Here is a 16490-nt window from a genome sequence, read left to right on the forward strand (position 1 = left end):
CCATCACCCTCCAATCTCACAGACTTGGGCAGCCTCAAGGAAAGCTGCCGCGACCTGGCGCAACTCATCCGGGCCGAGTGCAGCCTGCTGCCAGGCCTCAATTTTGCCGCTGTCTACGCCCACGCTGGTGATGGTGACCGTCGACATGCCGTCACCAGCTTCAACGCCCAGGACCTTCCGCTCGCCATCGGTGAGCCGGTCGAGTTCGAAAGAGGCTCGCTTGAACCGCTTGCGCACGCGCCGGCCAACTGGCGCACGGCCGCCGGCATCAACTTTGCCAACCAGGTGATGGCGCGCCTCCACCGGCAGAGAACCGAATGCGATCTCCAACACACCCGAGCGATCGCGAATCTGCCACCCGTGTCGTCTCGCGGCCCCCGTGATGCCGTCGACCGATGCTGAAAGCCCGGGCAGCCCAACGATCGACTCGACCGGCAGCCAGAGGCCTTCTCGCAGATCCAGCACAGAGGACGGTACGTCACGGTACGGCGCGGACTTCACCGCTCGACCAGTCGGCAACGGCGAACCATCAGCATCATATCGGTCAGGCCACAGCTGTTGGGGTTTCACCCCCAGGCACTCAGCGATGAACGCCTGCACGTCGGCATAAGCGACAACCACCAGGTTGTTGATCGCTGCCCGGCTCACACCGAGGTGGCGGGCCACCTCGGTGATGCTGAATCCTCTCGCCTTCAGCTGGTTTCTGATCCAGGCCAGCCGGCTTTTTGCAGTGTCAGGAAGCTGATCCAGTTCCACCGGAATGCTCCTCAAGTGGGAGTGCAACTCCTTCACCTTGGTCACGCTGGGCAGCTCGGCGCCGGTGTGCTGTGCGAGGCCAGGAAGCACCTTCTCGACCTCGCGCTGATACTGATCAGACCAGGTGACCGCATACCGCTCAGGGAACAGCGCTGCAGCAGACACCCCAAGAGTGCTGGCCAGCGCTTCCTGGGCGGCCGGGTAACGCTTGCCCTTCACCGCCGCGACCCCACTCACGCCATGGCGATCGCCGATACTGGCCATGCTCTCGCCTACAGAGTTCACCGCGGCCTTGATCAATCGCCAGCGGAGCTCCCACGGCAGGTCTGGATATTGGACTGACAACTCAGGCATCAACCGCCAGCCATCTCGGAGAGCGGCAGCGCGTAACCGGAGTCGCATGACCGGCGATCACAACCCTTCTGATGAAGGAGCGGGTGGCTTTCACACATCATCCCGGCGATCTCGGCCGCGTTCTGCTCGCAATAGCCCATCTTCGCCAGCTGGCGAGTGACATCCTCGCCACGAATCGGCAACGGCTTACGCCCCAGGTAGCCCGCAGCGAAGCTCATGCTCAACCGCCTGGCCATCCACTCGGCCAGCTCATCAGCGACCGAGGAATGGTAGTTCCGCATCCGAAGGGCCACGCGGGCATCGTACGGGGTGACCCAAAGCGGGACACCCGCCTTGGCGAAGGCATTGTGGATCAGTTGGGTGGCCATACTGGCGAACCTCCTGTGTATCAGCTGATTACGGTGTAGCGCCGCTGGGCACCCTCGTCGCCGATCAGCAGCTGGCCGCACTGTTTGAATACGGGCTCGCCCTTTTTGACGGTGCCCACCAGCCCTGACACTCGGAAGAAGCCCTCAGAGGTCTCCACCAAGGTCTCACTCGAAGAGAAGAAGCCACCCTTGGCAATGCTCATCCCAACCAGGACACCGACCGGCGCAGGCTGCGCAGCGCGCTCCGCCTCCTCGCGGCGACGCTGGTGGTATGCCTCTTTCGAGCCGGCCTCGATGATGCCGACGCGATAGCGGACATAACCCACCCACGGAAGCACCAGAGCCGCCCAACTCACGCCACCCACGAATCGGTGAATAAACGTCAGCGGGCCGGAAAGGAACTGGGATGGCTCTACCTCAGCGACACGAGTACCGGACGCCAAACTCCAGAGCCACTCGGCGAAATCCAGAGGGCTGACACTGATCACCCCAACCCAGTACAGAACAGCGGCCGCAATGAAGCCCCACCGCCCCATCAGGGCCCAGAACACCCAGGGCTCGGAAGCCAGTGCCGCTGCAGAACGGGCAGCGGCATCATTCGCGTTTTCCCTCACCTGCAGTTTCTGTTGATCTTGTTTCATGGATGTTGTCCTCGAACTATTCAATTTTGGGTCGAAGTAACGATCCGCGCTGCTTTTGAAAGTCCAAAAGCCATCTGCTCAAAGGTCTGCGTATAGCCACTTGGCTTTGCACCAGCGACGTGGGCCAGAGAGGCCTGAGTTATTACGTCAGCAGCAGCATGCAATGGATTTTCATCACCACTGAAGACGGCACAGATACTCACAAGCTCCGGAAGCACAAAGAGCTTATCAAGAGGTGCTCCCTGTTGATGGGCAATAAGCTCCTTCGCCAATTCGGGAAGGTTCTCTATTGCCATTCGTTTAGATTCCGACAGGGCCTTTTCGGGGGTCATCAGTAATTTCCTATTTCGGCTGTGCCTGGTGCTTGTTGCGCTTGGACAACCCGAGAGCTACGCCGGAAACGATGCCAAGAGCGGCCAGACCCAGCCCTACCATCGGATAGCCGAGTAATCCAGCAGTGACAGAGGCCAAGAGAGCCAAACCAGCAACCATTCCTAAATTGGGGCCTGTTTCATTGCGTGCCTCGCAGCCAGCCGGGAGGGTCAGCGTGACAAGGGCAAAAATGACGTTCTTCATTGGCTTCCTTGAACTATTTGAGCCTGATGCTGGCTATGTTTTCGCGATGCACCTTGACGCCTTCCAACGGCCTTCCGGTGCGACCATCGAGCTTCGCCTGGCCACCGTTTTGCAGGCCATACGCCACGACCGAGCCGGCATGAAATTCGTTGGTAGCTCGGACTTCATAGCTCTCGCCATCCTTGAGTGTCACAACGTAGTCCTGCCACATGTTCGGGTTGTAAACCAAACCACAGCCCCAACTGCATACGTTCGCAGCCGAGCCGTCCGGGCCGACCTTCGGCCCGTGGAAACCCAAGCGACAGCAGAGACCGCGGCGGAAAGCTCCGTAGGCTTTGCGCCCTACAATGCGCTGGAGTAGATACACCGAGATTTCCTAATTGAACAAGAGATGAAGTCCCACGGTGGATACCACCAGGGAGACCATAATCACGATGACCACCAGCAAGCCACGGAGGCCGTGCGCCCGGAAATCGACACCGCAAGCGCTTGCAATGGCTGCCGCTGTAAAGCCGTATATGATCGCGCTTGCTCGCCCGATATCCCATCCCAGGACGAGCATGGAAAAACCGACCAAGGCAGCTGCGAAAGCGAGAATAAATCCCACCAATGGGAGGTCTGAAAGCCCAGGCTGGCGAAGCTGTACTCCGAAAAGTTTCATCTTGGTTCCTTTCATCAATGGCCGAGCCAAACACGCTTGCCATCAGCCCAGTCGTAGAGCTGGTCCAGCATGCCGTTCAGGTCTTTCAACGGGGTAATCTCCACTTCGCCCACATAGCTGTCGGGCTTCAGTGTCTCCATGCCCTCCACGATGTTGGTCAGATCTTCATCCAAATCGGACGAGTCCCAATCCAACCAGCTCGCCGGCACCTTGCTACGGATCAACGCACCAATGCGGTTGGCAACCAGCGCAGCGTGCTCATTCGAGGTGTTTGCTTGGTCTTCGCGCAAAATCGCCTTGATGTCGATTTTCCGATCCCACACAGGCTGGCCCGCGGCACGACGCGCAGCTGCAACACGGTGGTTCTCGACGATGCTTTCGATTGTGCGAGGCATGACTGTCTTCCTTGGGTGAAGCCGCAGGTAGTCTTGAGCCCATAATTAGGCACTTGTGCCTATATGTCAAGCAGCCATCCCCCTGCACAGGGGCATTGGTGGACAGAACCGAGGATTCGTCCACCAATTGGTGAGCACTCTGCCGGCCGCGACGATCACATCAGCGGCCAACTCTTCATCTCCGGGATTGTCTCACCTACTCTTCATGGATCAAATTGAAAGGAGCGGGATCATCATGGCCGAACATCTGCAGGTCTGGCGCGGCGCGCATCGAGTAGGCGAACTGCTGCTGACCAGTGACAAGCGAACCATGGCCTTCACCTACGCCGATCCCGTTCCTGGGCTGGCCATCTCGAACAGCCTGCCGCTGGCCGCGAAATCCTTCGACCACTGGGATCTGCGGGCCCATAACTGGTTTGCCAACCTGCTGCCTGAGGAGGGTGCCCGCCAGGCCCTGGCCACACGTCTGGGTCTCCCCGACACCGACTTTGACCTTCTAGCCACCCTGGCCGGGGATTGCCCGGGCGCCGTGCGCCTCATACCGGACGGGATAGCCCCGGAAGAACCTGCAGGCCGCCGGCAGATCGACCTCGAAGCCCTCAGGCTATGGGCGAGTGGAAAAGAGCGCTACGCGCTCTACGGCGCCGACAACCTCAGCGACACTCGCCTGACGCTCCCCGGCAACCAGGACAAGATCCCCGCGCTCGCGCAGAACGGCAGACTCTACCTGCCCACCGGCAGCCAGGCCTCATCGCACCTGCTGAAGTTCGCCCCCTGGGGTTCGCTGATCATCAACGAGCTCTACCTGACGCACCTGGCGCGTGCCGCCAGCGTCCCCGCGGCATGGACGCAGGTCGGCCGCACCGATCAGGGTCTTTACCTCCTGGTGCGCCGCTACGACCGTCAGTACGACGAGGCCGGCAACCTGCAGCGCCTGCATCAGGAGGACCTCTGCCAAGCGCTGGGTCTGTCCTCCGCCCAGAAGCGCGAGGCCAACTCAGGCCCTTCCCTCGCCGCTTGCGCGGCGCTCCTGCGCGGGATCACCCACCATCCGGATCAGCAGGTCGAGCAGCTGCTCCAGTGGCAAATGTTCAACGTCCTCACCGGCAACTGCGATGGCCACGCCAAGAACCTCTCGGTGATCCAGGACGCCGGCGGCACCTGGGCGCTCGCCCCGGCCTATGACCTGATGTGCACCCTACCCTTCACCCATGATCGTCACCTGGCATTCGCCGTAGGCGGCAACCACGACCCGGAAAAGATCACCCCGGCAGACTGGGAAGCACTAGCCACCGACATGGGGGTAAGTCCACCCCGGGCACTGCGCATGCTCGCCGGCCTCGCCCTGCAGCTGCGCGAGTTGGCCGAAAGCGACGATTTGCGCGAATCCATGGAAAAGGCCTGGATGGCCGAAGGCGAATGGGACAAGGTGAAACTCGTCCGCCAGCTGGTCTGTCAGCAATGCGATCGGACATTGGAAAACCTGGCAGAGGTGGGGGTAAACCCGGGCTTTGATCCAGCGGAACTTGATCAGCAGGTTGGGAGCAACGCAGTCACCTTGGGGTGAGGCAACCTTGGCCATGGGATGGGGCAAACCCTGCTTGCCGCGTAGCGGCGCGCTCCATGGCCTGGCGCAGCCAGGCAACTAGACATAACACAAAAAATATACGTGAGCAGGGCCACCCCGGTCAGATCTGGCGGGACAACCTCATGCGCCGATTGAAGTCCGCCCATGCCTCGATGTCGACGGGGGCCACCTGAACCTGATCGTCGTCGGCGAACCAAAATGCATGGCGTTCAGGGCTACCATACATGAAGTGCACCCTGTATCGGCCACCCAACTCCTCGACCTTGACCACCCTCGCCTCCGGCCAAAGGGCCAGGGCCACCTCACGCGCCTCCAGCAGGGCCACCTCACGCTGCTGGATCTGTTCATCGTGCTTGATCAGGCATTCTTGGGAGCAGTACGCCTGGTACTCATCGAAGCACGCGTCGGGACCATCATTCGCCGCGGCGCCGCAGCAGGCGCAGGCCACCGGGAGACCGTGCGCAACACGAACTCTCGCCGGGACTCTCCGATCCGCTGCGTACTGGTCAGCCCATGGGGCGCGCACACAGCTGGTGACAGCCTCCAATCCAACGCCGGCCGCCTCCGAGAACAGCTCCCGTGCCTGGCCAGAGGAAATGGCAAAGACCACCTCCTGCAGGCCGGCGGCGGCCACCACGTAGGCGAGGGTCAGCTGCAGAGAGCTAGTGTGCAACATCGAGCGTTCCGGGCTGGATATTGAAGGCGACATGCATGTGACCATCTAGCTCACCCTGCATATCACCCAGGAAGCAGATCTTCGAGTTCGCCGGCGCCCGCTTGAGCGTGGCCTTGATCTTGTTCCGCAGCGGCGTGGGTCCCAGCTTCAGCTCCTGGATGATCAGTGCGTCGTTGCTGCCGAGCGGCAGGTTGGCGAGCGCCTCCATCGCGGCCTGACCGACCACCGTCATGTGCGGCTCACCGCCCTTCATCTCACCGCCAGACCAGCAGCAGTAGTATTTCTTCCGGTCGAACTCGACCTGGTAGACCATGAACTGCATGGACTGCCCGGGACGCAGGCCCATCTGCTCCTGGACGCGCAGCAAAGTGCCGGCCTCAGGCTTGGAACCGGTGATCAGGGTTGATTTGAGGGTTGGCATATTCAGTTCCTTGGGGATTTCAGGCCCGGATTGTACTCAAGCCACAGCCTCGATACAGGCATCGTCCTGCACCGAGTAGCGATCTACGGCGCTGGGCCGGGCAGTATTGAAGCCGGCTTCAATAGAGTTCTGCTTCGCGATCCAGTAGCTCTCGCGGTCCGTGAGGTAATCGGCTGTCGAGCAACCCTTCGGAAACTCAATCACCTCAAGCACCGAATACTCCCAGTCGGTCACCGGAGACGACCGCATCGCCTCATGGAATTTGCAGCCTGTCTGGTTCGTCATGTGCTGCCACCACCGCAGCGTAAACGGCTGGGTTGTTTGCCCCACGTACACTCGCCCAGTCGACCGCTGCCGAATCTGGTAGATCACCGCAGGCAACTTCCCTTCGTGGGTCAGCCGGAACTCCTGAACCTCACGGGCCTTTCCATCCACAGCACACCGCTGCGAGCAGTAATCAGGACCCTTGTGATCGGCGTGGTGGTCGTTGTACTTGTCGATCAGCCTGAAGGTGCTACCGCACTCCTTGCATACCGAATCGCGAAACCGCCGAAGGATGTAGTCGTTGCTGGGGTCCACTTCCTGGATGTGGAGAAGGTACTCATGCTGCTCAACGTCAGCCCGAAGAACTCGAAGCGGGAACGTCCGGCCGTACTCCTCGTCAATCATCGCTTTGGCAGCCTTGCGATCAGCTGCCGAAACGAGCCCACTGAACACCGGGGGCCAGGCCCAGGGAGAATCCCCCTCGAACTCAGGCGGCCTGCGGCCTTTGATCTGATAGTAGAAGTCAGGCATGGGATCAATTCACGCCCGGCTGCGCATCGGTAAACTCGACGGACGTGACCGCCTGCATGTCGTCGTTGCCAGCCACGCCGACATTGAAGGAATTGTCCTTGTAGTAGCGGACGATCTCTTCCTCGGTGCCGTTGATCGCGGTCTCCAGCGTCTTACCGCTCTCGAAAGTCACGCGAACCTCACGCCGGCGCGACTGCTCAGGTGATCTCATGCTCGTATCCTCATCGCTTTCGAAACAAGATAGGCACTTGTGCCTACCCGGTCAATCCTTATCAGTGCAACGTCGGCGCGAGATCTTCCTCGACAGACGGATCCCAAGCCGGTAGCCCTGCCTTGGCACAAGCCGCGATCGACGCGGCCGTACCATTGAAGGTATCTGCCTCGACTTCATGCACGCGCAGCGCACCCAGGAAGGAGGCTTTTTGCTGCTCGGTCATGCCGCCCAGCGTCCAGGTCGACACAAACTCTGCAGCCTCTTGTTCGGACGGGAACAACACGGCCGCCTCCTGCCCGACAGGATCGAGGCTGCTCCAGAAGGCCAACCCCATTGCCGTGCCCAGGAACACACCATCGGTAGCATGCACAAGCGCAAAGCCGCTGCGCGGGCCCGGCTCACCGATGACAAGGCCTTCCACCGGCTCGAACCCGAGACTGGCGACACGGTGAGCCACGCCACCGGTAACAACCAGGTCGCCAACAGACGTGGAACGAGCTCCACCTGCGACGTGCATCACGATGTCAGCCGCTTCGTACCAGGGCATCTCGACCGTGTTGCTCAGGCGGAAAACGTCAGACAGGCCGGCCGCGCGGATTGAGGCGACATGCGTCAGCTTCCCAGCATCTTTCGCCGCCTGATAGAAGGCCAGAAACTCCTGAGCCGTAGCGCTGGAGAGAGGCACGTCGCGCCACAGGGATACATCCAGGTGGTACAGCTCGAAAACCTTGATAGCTCTCATTGGGCCGCCCTCGACATTACGGATTCAGTTCGGCCCACTGGGGCGCGGGTTCGAGAAATTTCGACTGGTTGAAGAAGCCTTCCAAGCTGTGCAACGAGTATTCGGCATCGAACTTGTGATCAACGCCGATCTGCAGCCGATGGCGGACGGCACGCGCGGTGCGCAGCGTCACCACTTCAAATCGGCCAGCGGGCTCCTTGCCATCCGCGGAGGCAATCAACTCGTCGACGCGAGCGATCAGCTTTCCATACCCAGCGGCTCGTCCGGCCATCGCTTGCGCTTCCTCGGCGCCGGGGAAAGAGGCGAAGAAACTCACGACGCTCGCCGGCGGCAGGTTCGGGAACACTTCCACCAGCGCCGCCTGGGCAAGGGCCATCCCGTAACCGCCTTCCTGCTCCGTGCATTCAACCTGCAGCTTGAAGCCATTCAGGGTACTCGCGGCTAACAGAAGTGCTCCGTACACCAGGTGGCCATGAGCATGCTCGGTTGAAAATGCTCCTTCATGGCTATCCCGCTGCAGCGCGAACGGGGTGTCCGACTCGGAATCGACACCGTTGATCCGAACTGCGACGGGCAGGGCGTCAAACGCATCGGCGCCGGCCCCAAGAGGGGGCAGACGCAGAAAGGCGGCGTCAGCCTCGACCAAGTGGCCATGCTCATCACCAAGGGGAATGGAAGCACTTCGGGAGAGCATCACCGATACAGCCAGGCAGAAAGCTCTCCACTGATCTGGCGATACTTCGCTGCCGCGGGACCACCGAAACGATTGCGTCATGCCGACCACCTATATTCTTTCAAAATTGTAATACCACAACATGAGGTATATTCTTGAACAGAATAGCGCCGACCGCCTAAAAGCGAAAGGACGCGTCTTTGCCTGGAGAGAACGATGACCTCGACGCACCTCAGAATGCCCACCCCGACCGCCCTGATGCTCACCGAAGAGAACGATGGAAAAGTGAGCCTCCACCTTCTTGGGCCCGACACTACCGAAGCCGATATCGCGCAACTGAAAAGCAGCTGCAGCGAATGCTGCGAGCTCGTAAAGGCTGAAGATATTCTGGAGATGAATCCGGGCGATCTCGCGCAGCGCGCTCGCGCCGAAGCCTTCGCCACCGCGGCCGAGTATCACGAAGAACTGCGCCGCGGCTACCTGGCGCACGCCGAGAACATCCGGCAAGGAAAGATGGGCGAGCAGGCCTACTCGACCGCCATGGCGGCCGCCGCAAAGCACGCCGAGTTCGCGGAGGATCTGCGCAAGATTTCCCGCGGCCTGCCGCCGGTTTATGGCTCAACTCAATACAAGCAGGACCTCCTCGCAGGCGCCGCCGGCAAACACCCCAACCGAGCCGGCATGGTGTAACGAGCACACACAAGAGGGCTTCTGCGATGACGGTCGTACGGATCCGCGCAGGCATCACCAAGGTTCGGATCGATCCGGAGTCATTGTTCCAGCAGAATCTGATCCGCCGCGAGCTCGGTCAGCCACTTCTACACCGGTGCAGCGTCTGCCACTACTGCGCAGAATGGGGGCCATCGTGGATCTGGTACGGCAGCTACCGCGACCATGACGACGGAACCATCGCGAAATTCTGCAGTGCCGAATGCTTCGCAGTCGAACCTGCAGATGCGGTACTGCAGCGCTGCCGGCGGCGCCCCACATGACAACTTGTCGGCTGGACAGCAGCCGATCTACCAACCTGAAGGAGAGCATGCAATGGCTCGAAGCCTAATGATCACCGTCCTGTTGATCGCCATATCTGCACCGGCGATCGCTAGCTCCTACCAGCCGTCTCCCGAGCGCGATGCGCTCACGACGAAGTTCATTGAGTACCGCTGCAGCGAGGTTCAGAACCCGACCCAGCCCGCCCGGGCCGACAACAACCAGAAGCTGTACTGTCAGTACCTGCTGGAGATGATCGCATCCAAGTGCAGTGAAACGTCGTGCCCGAGCTATCAAGCCTGGGGCAAAGGGCTCAACCCGCCGATTGATGCCAACTCGAAGGATTTCGATGCGCTTCTGAAGCAGCGCGGGAAAGAGTTTAGACGCTCGCTTTCTCCGTCCGCGCAGCAGCGCTGATTAGCGCCCGACGGGAACCGGCCGGAACCGCTGTGGATATCCGCAACAGTCCTTGCCGAGTTCTGTTAACCAGAACTAAAGTAGTTCAAAGAAACCGAATTGGAATTGAACCATGAGCAAATTCGTTACCTACGTTATCCGGCTGCCGGAAGACCAAGAAGCCACGCGCGAGATCGTCAATGGCGTGCGAACGCTGGTAGAGAAAAACGGTGGCGAAGTCACCGGAGCATCCAATGAGGATGAAATGACCATTCTCGAAATGATCGAACAGCACGAGGACTTCCGCGAGTACATCGCAGATGAAGCTCGCGCGAAGGCCAAAGAACTTGGCGCGAAAGCGGCTCACTGAACAGGCAAGGGAAACCCATGAGCGCTCAAGATAATGCGTTGGAAACCCTCTCGCAGTCCGAGGTGGAGAGTCAAGATACCCAAGGCGCCGCACAACCCGAGCCGCTCCTTGGCGATTGGCCTCAAGAAGCCATGCTGATGCGCTATACGCAGCTAGGCTCCGGGGAATACTTCAACATCTGCCACCTCGATCAGCTGCGTAGCGGCCTGAATGAATGCAGGCAGGCCCTGAATCTGCCGATGTCCCAGGGCAGTGAGCAGGTCAACTACGGCGTGCTCCGCGCGCTCCATTGCGTGAACTTTACAGAGATGAGCTCGCCAGTTCGGATGGGCATTCAAAGTGCTGTACAGGGCGCGCTCGGACTTGATCAAGAGACTGGCGTTGCGCTTTTTGGTCAAGACCGCTGGCTGGTGGCAAACCAGCTCCTGGAACAAAGTCTCGCTGCGCATAAGCCTTCACGAGAATTTCAACCAGGTGCCCTTGGCGAGAAAAACAACTTCCAAAGCTTGCTCCTTGCATTCCTTTTGGGGATCGCGCTGGCCACGGTCGGGTCTATTGTCATTGCGCACAAGAGCAAGCCTTCTTTCGAGGTGATCTATCCACCGGGCGTTGAGCCCGCTCCTCCCTCTGCTCCGCCCGTGATGATGGAAATTCCTAGGCCAAAGAGCTAGATGCGATGAGCAAGAACCGCCGTGACCAGTTCGCCTACCTACTTCCCAGCGATGCCCCACCGAAGACGGCCAAGCTGCTGGCGAAGGTGTACATGGATATTCAACTGATCGGGATGCAGCCAACGATTAGCATGGCCGGCACCCAGCACTCAATGACACTGGGCTATGTCACCGCGCTGCACGACGCTGGGCTGATCGACATGGAGACATGGCGGGGGCTGCTGGACGATATCGTCGCGGCAAGCGAAGCGCGCAAGCGTGCCGACTGCGCATAATGAGGAAACCAGTAGATGAAATCCATTTCGCAGGGCCAAGCCGACCGCCGCCTCATTGAGCAGCGCATCATCATCGCAGCTGCTGAAGGCTTGATTGCAGCGGGCTGCACAATTTCCGTTGTTGAAGGTGAGCGGGTTTTTCTCGCCGACAGCACAGATCCAGTTGCGATTGATACTGCCTTGCACGCATCGGAGGAACCCGGTTTTCTAGCGAAGCGCACTATCGACGGGGCGACGCAAGAGGGGTGGGTTGATTTTGTTGGCACGGCGGGTATCGAGGTTACTGCAGATGAGCATCTGAACGTTCAAGACGCATTGCTAACTGCCAACACTTTGGCCGTTCAGCTTGGCGTACAACGGGAATAACCAGGAAATGCCTATGGATCAGCAGATAAAAATTCAGCAGTTGAGCAACGCTCTGGAAGAGATTTGTGATGCTCTAAACATCAGCCCGTCCTACCTTGAGCGAGTAGAGCCTCTTGAACCGCAAGGCGACCATATCCACCTCACGTTCATGTTTGAAGAGGAAGAATTGGCCGACCAGCTGATTCGCGCAGCACGGCGCAAACTGGCGAGCTTCGGTCCGGAGTATTGGCTGCCCGACTACCACCCAGGTGCTGCTCAGTTCTCCCAGACTGAGCACATGCAGTTCAAGGTTCGAAAGAGCCTGATAGTGAGCCATCTGTACTGGGGGGTGTCCTTCATCCTCTGCGCGCCGAACGAAGGCTATTCGCTGCTTGAAGACACCCAGTCGTAATGGAGGAAACCGCCATGCACGATCAGTTGAAGAAGTTGCTGGATCAGATACCGCAGCAGCCACAGCGCCAAGATTCGACAAAGGCCCAGTTGGCCGACCTGCACACATTCGCTAACCGCCTCGGCCTTTACGATGCCGCTGACGCGATCAAAGCCATCTCTGGCCGCCAGTGAGCAGGCAACCCTCAATGGTTGCCGATACCGAACCGATGCCCTGCCCTCATGCACTTATCAGCCCAGCACTCGACCGATGGTCGGAGTGCCATTGGCATCTGCATCAGATGGAGGCGCACTACCACCAACCGGACGCCTTCCGTTACGCGCTCAACAGCTTCATTCGGGCTCTGAAAGAAGTTCCCCAGATACTCAAGATGACCATTCAGAACGAGAAGGGGCTGAAGGAGTTGATCCGACCGGAACTGACCGACCTGGAGAGCAGCGCTCTTTTCAAGCAGCTCAGCAAGACGCGGAACTACCTGGTGCACCAGGGCATGCTCGAACTGGAGAGCACAGGCAGCGCTGGCACGGTGGAGGGGAGGAAGCTCAAGATCTCCTTCCCGTTCAAGGTCGCCCCCTGGGAGAGCAGCGATGAGGCCTACGTCCGCTACAAGCAGGTCTGCCGCACCGACAAACTCATGCGAAGCCTCATCGGCCCTGACTGCGATTCATGCCCTGCCATTTGGCGTACCTGGGTAATCAGCGACTTCCCTGGACGAGATCTACTTGAGGTGGCGTTCGAGGCCTGGCGCAAGCTCGGCGTGGTGCTTTCTGCAGCCGTCACCGCCCGCGGCGGCGAGGCGCTTGACCTGAGCATGCCATGCCGACACGATCCTCAGCTGGTAATGGTCAAGGTCTTCAGTCAACGAGACTTCTTCTTGGAAGTCGACGGCCTTGATATCTCCCTCCAAGACTAGACTCACCGCCATGGCAGAAATCTTCCCTTTTCCAGAAACATCCCGAACACACAACGCCAAGGTCATGGCCAACCAGGCCGAGCGCAAGCGGCTCGCCGAGTGGTTCAGGGCGATCGCACAACACATCGAGGGGAACGAAATAGAGCGGCTTCCCCTCGCCGCCATGATCGTCCTCTCTGGTGTCGAGGGCGATGAGGTTCTGCACGTCGGCTATCAGCAGCAGGAAGTCAGCCTGGCCCAGGCCGGCACGGCCGCACAACGCCTGGCGGCAGCGCCATATCCTCGCCGGGGCGGTAACTTCTTCGACAGACGACGCTGATCGGGCACCGCCCTAACGTCAGCAGGTCAACGCCCAGGAGCCGCCTCATCAACGGAGGCCGGTCCGAAGCCGATATGCTGACCGGCCACTCCCGAACTCACGAGCTCCTGAAACTGGTCAACTGCATAGCAGGTCTCGCCGCCAACCATAGCGTCGCAGGTAGTGATTCGAAGATCGCCAGATGGCACCCACACGAGCTGGATGAAGGGGCCATAGAGGAATGAACAAGGCTGACGCGCAGCCTCGAAGTGATCGTCGAGCACGGCCATGAACAGTTCTTTGTCGCGAAAGAACTTGGCGCCAAGGTCCTGGGCCATGGAATCGACCAACGCATTGATCTGCTCGCGGGGCAAATCTCGTACATTGACGACGCAGGGGAGCCTGAAAGGGATCGGCGAGGGCTGCTTGATTGACTTCATGTAGCGGGGTCCTATTCGGGCTCGTCGGCTGGCTCAGACTTGAACCACTGCGACCTACAGTAACGGATCGTGACCTGTTATTCAGCCAGGTACAGAACGCGGCCCAAGCAGGTGCCTGAAATCATCGAGCAGGAAACCTCACCGTAAGGCTCAGCCGATGTACCTCGAATGTCGCAGTCTTTCCGAGTGCACTCGACCAAGAACGGCCGGGCCTCATCGCCAGTCAGTCCTACCTGCGACATGGCAAGCCCGTGCAGCGGGCAGCATCCGCTCCTCAATCTGTTCGCCCGGTCGCGGGCTGACTGCTTCGCCATCAGAAACTCCAATCGATCACCCCTGAGGGTGAAGCTCACCAGGGCCGCCCAGAGAGGGGTTGATCCAGAACCCCTTGAACGGCCGGAAGAGTTCGGCCCCCCCGCGGATGTACTCAAGCATCAACTCCAGGCACAGCCAGCGGCGCTCATTGAGCTCCGCCGCCAGGCCTGTCATACAACGGCCACCGAATAAATCAACCACCAGATCTCCCGGCTCGGTCAGGAATCGAATGAAGAAGTCGGGAACCGATAGTGGCCACCCGGCTCCGTGTGTCGGCAGGTCCAGCGCCTGCAGGACACGTCGGTGCGCCCTGCCGATCGAACAAGCGTGGCCAATTTCAAGGACATTTCGCGGGATTCTCCCAGAGGTGAGGTTCCCATAGCTGCCCGAACGAATCCTGTAGGCACCATCGCCATACTCCGCATCGCGCCGCTCCCCGCCGGCGGCCATCAGCTTTTTGTGTCGTTCCGTATGCGGCAACAGCACGCGGCGATTATCGGCTTTACACCTCAGCGGATCCGGCGCCATCCACAAACAGGGTTCCCAACACACGTTCAGCTGATTTCGCGCCTTGCTCGCCCAGGCAACCGGGCCAGGCGCCTTCGAGCGATTTGCCCAAATTACCCTGTCCATCAGGTACAGCCCAAGCCGATCTTCCAGAGCGATGGTAACCCGTTCGAGATAGGTCGATCGCGCCGGAGATTTCTCAAGGAAGACATCGTTCGATAGATTCAGGACTAGCGAACCCGTTGCGGCGATCTTCGGCACGATCGGTTCCAGAACTGCGCAGATGAAATCGACGTACTCCTCGCAGCGCGGGTTGCCGTAGGCCCGAGGGTTGCGCAAGGGATAGGGCGCCGAGGTGAGCAGCAACTCGATGGGCTCATCCAGCTTTGCCAGCGAATGCGGGCTTGTTCCCCAGAGAGCCATCCCAAGATCGGTGCTGAATGCCAGTAGCGTCATCCCTGGCCGTGCCTTGTGAAGACCACTGCGCATTTTCTCTGTGAGCCGCCAGACCCCTCGCTCACCCGGGACACGTTCGATAACCTGAAGATGCTTGAGTTGCTGCTGCTGCCAGCGAATAGCCCTCTTCGCCTTGCTGCGCAGTTTCCCCGCGGTGCCAATCGGCATGCGGTAGTTCAGCGTTGCGTCGTTGATACCTGCACGCTTTGCGACGAGCTTGTACAAACTCTCGTTATCGAGAGCGACATCTGGCGCGGCCTTGTAGACCTCTGCCACATGGTGAAAGAGATTGAGCTGGCCGGCTGCCACCTGGTTGTCCATTCGTTCACTCCGGCCTCAAGGGCCACCGACAGTCGTATGGCGTGTCTTCAATTGACGCCCTTGATAGCGCATACAGGTCCGCCTGATCGATGCGATGCTTCAGCGCCCCATCAAGCCTAGGTAGTGTGTTGGCAAACCGGGTAACACTCGTGCCATCGAACGAGCTCGCGTTCGCCGCGGCGCACATCGCGATGCGCTTGGCACTGTTGACGCGCCCGACGTGGAAGTAGCAGTTCCGACGGCGCGCCAGGATCCCCCAGGCTTCCATCGTCTGCAGCTTCCACTCGGTACTGCCGCCCAGGAAGACCCCCACGGACGGGTTGAGGTAGTCGCGAACATCATCAGGGTGCATCCCGTCCTGAACGGCGATCAGCAGCGTGCGCGGGAATCCCTCCAATCGCTCCAACCACCTCAAGCTGAAATCCAGGGATGCCTGACCGCCGGCGACGATATCCGGCAGGACTACCCAGTCCGCGCCCTCGCCCAGCTTGTCTACGGCCCGGCAGAACGCAATCTCACAAAATGGCCGCCCTTGCTGGAAGGCAGACCAGGCACCGTTATCAAGCGCATAGCGGCTGAAACCTTCGGTGCGCAGAACTCCCGCGGCCGACACAAGCAGCCGCCATCCAGCGGCACGCATGGCATCGAGATTTCTCCTCGTGCCGGTGCGACTGGCGTAGGCCGTCATTGCCGGGGCCTGATAGCCGAGCCGCTCCTCAATTGAGGGATCGCCATCTGCCGAACCGTCCAGGCAGTAGTAATCGGCATACGCCAGCACCGCTTGCGCGTAGCCCTGCCTGGCCCCGGAACGATAAGCCTCAAGCCAGTTCGGCAGTTTGAACTCACTCATCACGCTCTCGCTGACTTAGATAAATAGGCACTCGTGCCTAGTCTTAACGAAAAGCGAGATGGCGCGCAACT

The 16490-nt window shown here is 59.9% G+C and carries 28 protein-coding genes; 11 read left to right on the plus strand and 17 right to left on the minus strand.

The window, feature by feature from the left end; translation table 11 throughout:
• Nucleotides 1-3: 3 nt before the first annotated feature.
• The 8 genes from IB232_RS21585 to IB232_RS21620 form a co-directional block, all read right to left on the minus strand.
• The gene (locus tag IB232_RS21585; RefSeq protein WP_318652303.1) at nucleotides 4-1158 is read right to left on the minus strand and encodes a helix-turn-helix domain-containing protein; all 1155 of its coding nucleotides are present in this window, start codon (nucleotides 1156-1158) and stop codon (nucleotides 4-6) included.
• A complete protein-coding gene (locus tag IB232_RS21590; RefSeq protein ID WP_192400620.1) occupies nucleotides 1110-1478 on the minus strand; it encodes a hypothetical protein in 369 nt (122 codons plus the stop codon). Before IB232_RS21590 ends, IB232_RS21585 begins: the two co-directional genes overlap by 49 nt.
• Before the next feature lie 20 nt (nucleotides 1479-1498).
• Complete coding sequence (locus IB232_RS21595) at nucleotides 1499-2119, minus strand: hypothetical protein (RefSeq protein WP_192400621.1); 621 nt, start codon at nucleotides 2117-2119, stop codon at nucleotides 1499-1501.
• A 20-nt stretch (nucleotides 2120-2139) separates the two neighbouring features.
• Nucleotides 2140-2451, minus strand: coding sequence for a hypothetical protein (locus tag IB232_RS21600; RefSeq protein ID WP_192400622.1), 312 nt, complete (start codon nucleotides 2449-2451; stop codon nucleotides 2140-2142).
• Nucleotides 2452-2461: 10 nt separating this feature from the next.
• The gene (locus IB232_RS21605) at nucleotides 2462-2695 is read right to left on the minus strand and encodes a hypothetical protein (protein ID WP_192400623.1); all 234 of its coding nucleotides are present in this window, start codon (nucleotides 2693-2695) and stop codon (nucleotides 2462-2464) included.
• A gap of 13 nt (nucleotides 2696-2708) precedes the next feature.
• Nucleotides 2709-2888 carry a hypothetical protein gene (locus IB232_RS21610; protein WP_192400624.1) on the minus strand — a complete coding sequence of 60 codons (180 nt, stop codon included), beginning with the start codon at nucleotides 2886-2888 and terminating at the stop codon, nucleotides 2709-2711.
• Between the two features lie 183 nt (nucleotides 2889-3071).
• Nucleotides 3072-3356, minus strand: a complete 285-nt coding sequence (locus tag IB232_RS21615) for a hypothetical protein (protein ID WP_192400625.1) — start codon at nucleotides 3354-3356, stop codon at nucleotides 3072-3074.
• Nucleotides 3357-3370: 14 nt separating this feature from the next.
• Complete coding sequence (locus IB232_RS21620) at nucleotides 3371-3751, minus strand: hypothetical protein (protein WP_192400626.1); 381 nt, start codon at nucleotides 3749-3751, stop codon at nucleotides 3371-3373.
• Nucleotides 3752-3986: 235 nt separating this feature from the next.
• Between IB232_RS21620 and IB232_RS21625 the strand changes: the two genes are divergently transcribed.
• On the plus strand, nucleotides 3987-5318 hold the full coding sequence (locus IB232_RS21625; RefSeq protein ID WP_192400627.1) for a HipA domain-containing protein: 1332 nt from the start codon (nucleotides 3987-3989) through the stop codon (nucleotides 5316-5318).
• A gap of 121 nt (nucleotides 5319-5439) precedes the next feature.
• Here the strand turns inward: IB232_RS21625 and IB232_RS21630 are convergent, their stop codons facing one another.
• The 6 genes from IB232_RS21630 to IB232_RS21655 all read right to left on the minus strand — a co-directional run bounded on the left by IB232_RS21630 (nucleotide 5440) and on the right by IB232_RS21655 (nucleotide 8962).
• Entirely contained in the window at nucleotides 5440-6015 is a 576-nt protein-coding gene (locus tag IB232_RS21630) for a hypothetical protein (protein WP_192400628.1), read from the minus strand.
• On the minus strand, nucleotides 6002-6436 hold the full coding sequence (locus IB232_RS21635) for a hypothetical protein (RefSeq protein WP_045666324.1): 435 nt from the start codon (nucleotides 6434-6436) through the stop codon (nucleotides 6002-6004). Before IB232_RS21635 ends, IB232_RS21630 begins: the two co-directional genes overlap by 14 nt.
• A 36-nt stretch (nucleotides 6437-6472) precedes the next feature.
• Complete coding sequence (locus IB232_RS21640) at nucleotides 6473-7231, minus strand: GIY-YIG nuclease family protein (protein WP_192400629.1); 759 nt, start codon at nucleotides 7229-7231, stop codon at nucleotides 6473-6475.
• A gap of 4 nt (nucleotides 7232-7235) precedes the next feature.
• Entirely contained in the window at nucleotides 7236-7442 is a 207-nt protein-coding gene (locus IB232_RS21645) for a hypothetical protein (protein ID WP_192400630.1), read from the minus strand.
• A 61-nt stretch (nucleotides 7443-7503) separates the two neighbouring features.
• Nucleotides 7504-8187, minus strand: coding sequence for a hypothetical protein (locus IB232_RS21650; protein WP_192400631.1), 684 nt, complete (start codon nucleotides 8185-8187; stop codon nucleotides 7504-7506).
• Between the two features lie 16 nt (nucleotides 8188-8203).
• Nucleotides 8204-8962 carry a hypothetical protein gene (locus tag IB232_RS21655; RefSeq protein ID WP_192400632.1) on the minus strand — a complete coding sequence of 253 codons (759 nt, stop codon included), beginning with the start codon at nucleotides 8960-8962 and terminating at the stop codon, nucleotides 8204-8206.
• A gap of 114 nt (nucleotides 8963-9076) precedes the next feature.
• Between IB232_RS21655 and IB232_RS21660 the strand changes: the two genes are divergently transcribed.
• From IB232_RS21660 to IB232_RS21705, 10 genes are all read left to right on the plus strand, one after another.
• The gene (locus tag IB232_RS21660; protein ID WP_192400633.1) at nucleotides 9077-9550 is read left to right on the plus strand and encodes a hypothetical protein; all 474 of its coding nucleotides are present in this window, start codon (nucleotides 9077-9079) and stop codon (nucleotides 9548-9550) included.
• Between the two features lie 369 nt (nucleotides 9551-9919).
• Complete coding sequence (locus IB232_RS21665; protein ID WP_192400634.1) at nucleotides 9920-10267, plus strand: hypothetical protein; 348 nt, start codon at nucleotides 9920-9922, stop codon at nucleotides 10265-10267.
• Between the two features lie 112 nt (nucleotides 10268-10379).
• Complete coding sequence (locus tag IB232_RS21670) at nucleotides 10380-10616, plus strand: hypothetical protein (RefSeq protein WP_192400635.1); 237 nt, start codon at nucleotides 10380-10382, stop codon at nucleotides 10614-10616.
• Between the two features lie 17 nt (nucleotides 10617-10633).
• The gene (locus tag IB232_RS21675; RefSeq protein ID WP_192400636.1) at nucleotides 10634-11287 is read left to right on the plus strand and encodes a hypothetical protein; all 654 of its coding nucleotides are present in this window, start codon (nucleotides 10634-10636) and stop codon (nucleotides 11285-11287) included.
• 5 nt (nucleotides 11288-11292) lie between these two features.
• Nucleotides 11293-11562, plus strand: coding sequence for a hypothetical protein (locus IB232_RS21680; protein WP_192400637.1), 270 nt, complete (start codon nucleotides 11293-11295; stop codon nucleotides 11560-11562).
• Between the two features lie 15 nt (nucleotides 11563-11577).
• Nucleotides 11578-11928 carry a hypothetical protein gene (locus IB232_RS21685; RefSeq protein ID WP_192400638.1) on the plus strand — a complete coding sequence of 117 codons (351 nt, stop codon included), beginning with the start codon at nucleotides 11578-11580 and terminating at the stop codon, nucleotides 11926-11928.
• Nucleotides 11929-11941: 13 nt separating this feature from the next.
• Nucleotides 11942-12319, plus strand: coding sequence for a hypothetical protein (locus IB232_RS21690; protein ID WP_192400639.1), 378 nt, complete (start codon nucleotides 11942-11944; stop codon nucleotides 12317-12319).
• Between the two features lie 14 nt (nucleotides 12320-12333).
• Entirely contained in the window at nucleotides 12334-12492 is a 159-nt protein-coding gene (locus IB232_RS21695) for a hypothetical protein (protein ID WP_192400640.1), read from the plus strand.
• Between the two features lie 14 nt (nucleotides 12493-12506).
• On the plus strand, nucleotides 12507-13232 hold the full coding sequence (locus tag IB232_RS21700) for a hypothetical protein (RefSeq protein ID WP_192400641.1): 726 nt from the start codon (nucleotides 12507-12509) through the stop codon (nucleotides 13230-13232).
• A 10-nt stretch (nucleotides 13233-13242) separates the two neighbouring features.
• Nucleotides 13243-13551 carry a hypothetical protein gene (locus IB232_RS21705; RefSeq protein ID WP_192400642.1) on the plus strand — a complete coding sequence of 103 codons (309 nt, stop codon included), beginning with the start codon at nucleotides 13243-13245 and terminating at the stop codon, nucleotides 13549-13551.
• Nucleotides 13552-13577: 26 nt separating this feature from the next.
• Here the strand turns inward: IB232_RS21705 and IB232_RS21710 are convergent, their stop codons facing one another.
• The 3 genes from IB232_RS21710 to IB232_RS21720 all read right to left on the minus strand — a co-directional run bounded on the left by IB232_RS21710 (nucleotide 13578) and on the right by IB232_RS21720 (nucleotide 16419).
• Nucleotides 13578-13970 carry a hypothetical protein gene (locus tag IB232_RS21710; RefSeq protein WP_192400643.1) on the minus strand — a complete coding sequence of 131 codons (393 nt, stop codon included), beginning with the start codon at nucleotides 13968-13970 and terminating at the stop codon, nucleotides 13578-13580.
• A gap of 330 nt (nucleotides 13971-14300) precedes the next feature.
• Nucleotides 14301-15569, minus strand: a complete 1269-nt coding sequence (locus IB232_RS21715) for a DNA methyltransferase (RefSeq protein WP_192400644.1) — start codon at nucleotides 15567-15569, stop codon at nucleotides 14301-14303.
• Nucleotides 15570-15573: 4 nt separating this feature from the next.
• Nucleotides 15574-16419 carry a hypothetical protein gene (locus IB232_RS21720; protein ID WP_192400645.1) on the minus strand — a complete coding sequence of 282 codons (846 nt, stop codon included), beginning with the start codon at nucleotides 16417-16419 and terminating at the stop codon, nucleotides 15574-15576.
• Nucleotides 16420-16490 lie beyond the last annotated feature (71 nt).

Origin of the sequence: Pseudomonas sp. PDM15 (assembly GCF_014851565.1) — a bacterium.
GTDB lineage: Bacteria > Pseudomonadota > Gammaproteobacteria > Pseudomonadales > Pseudomonadaceae > Aquipseudomonas.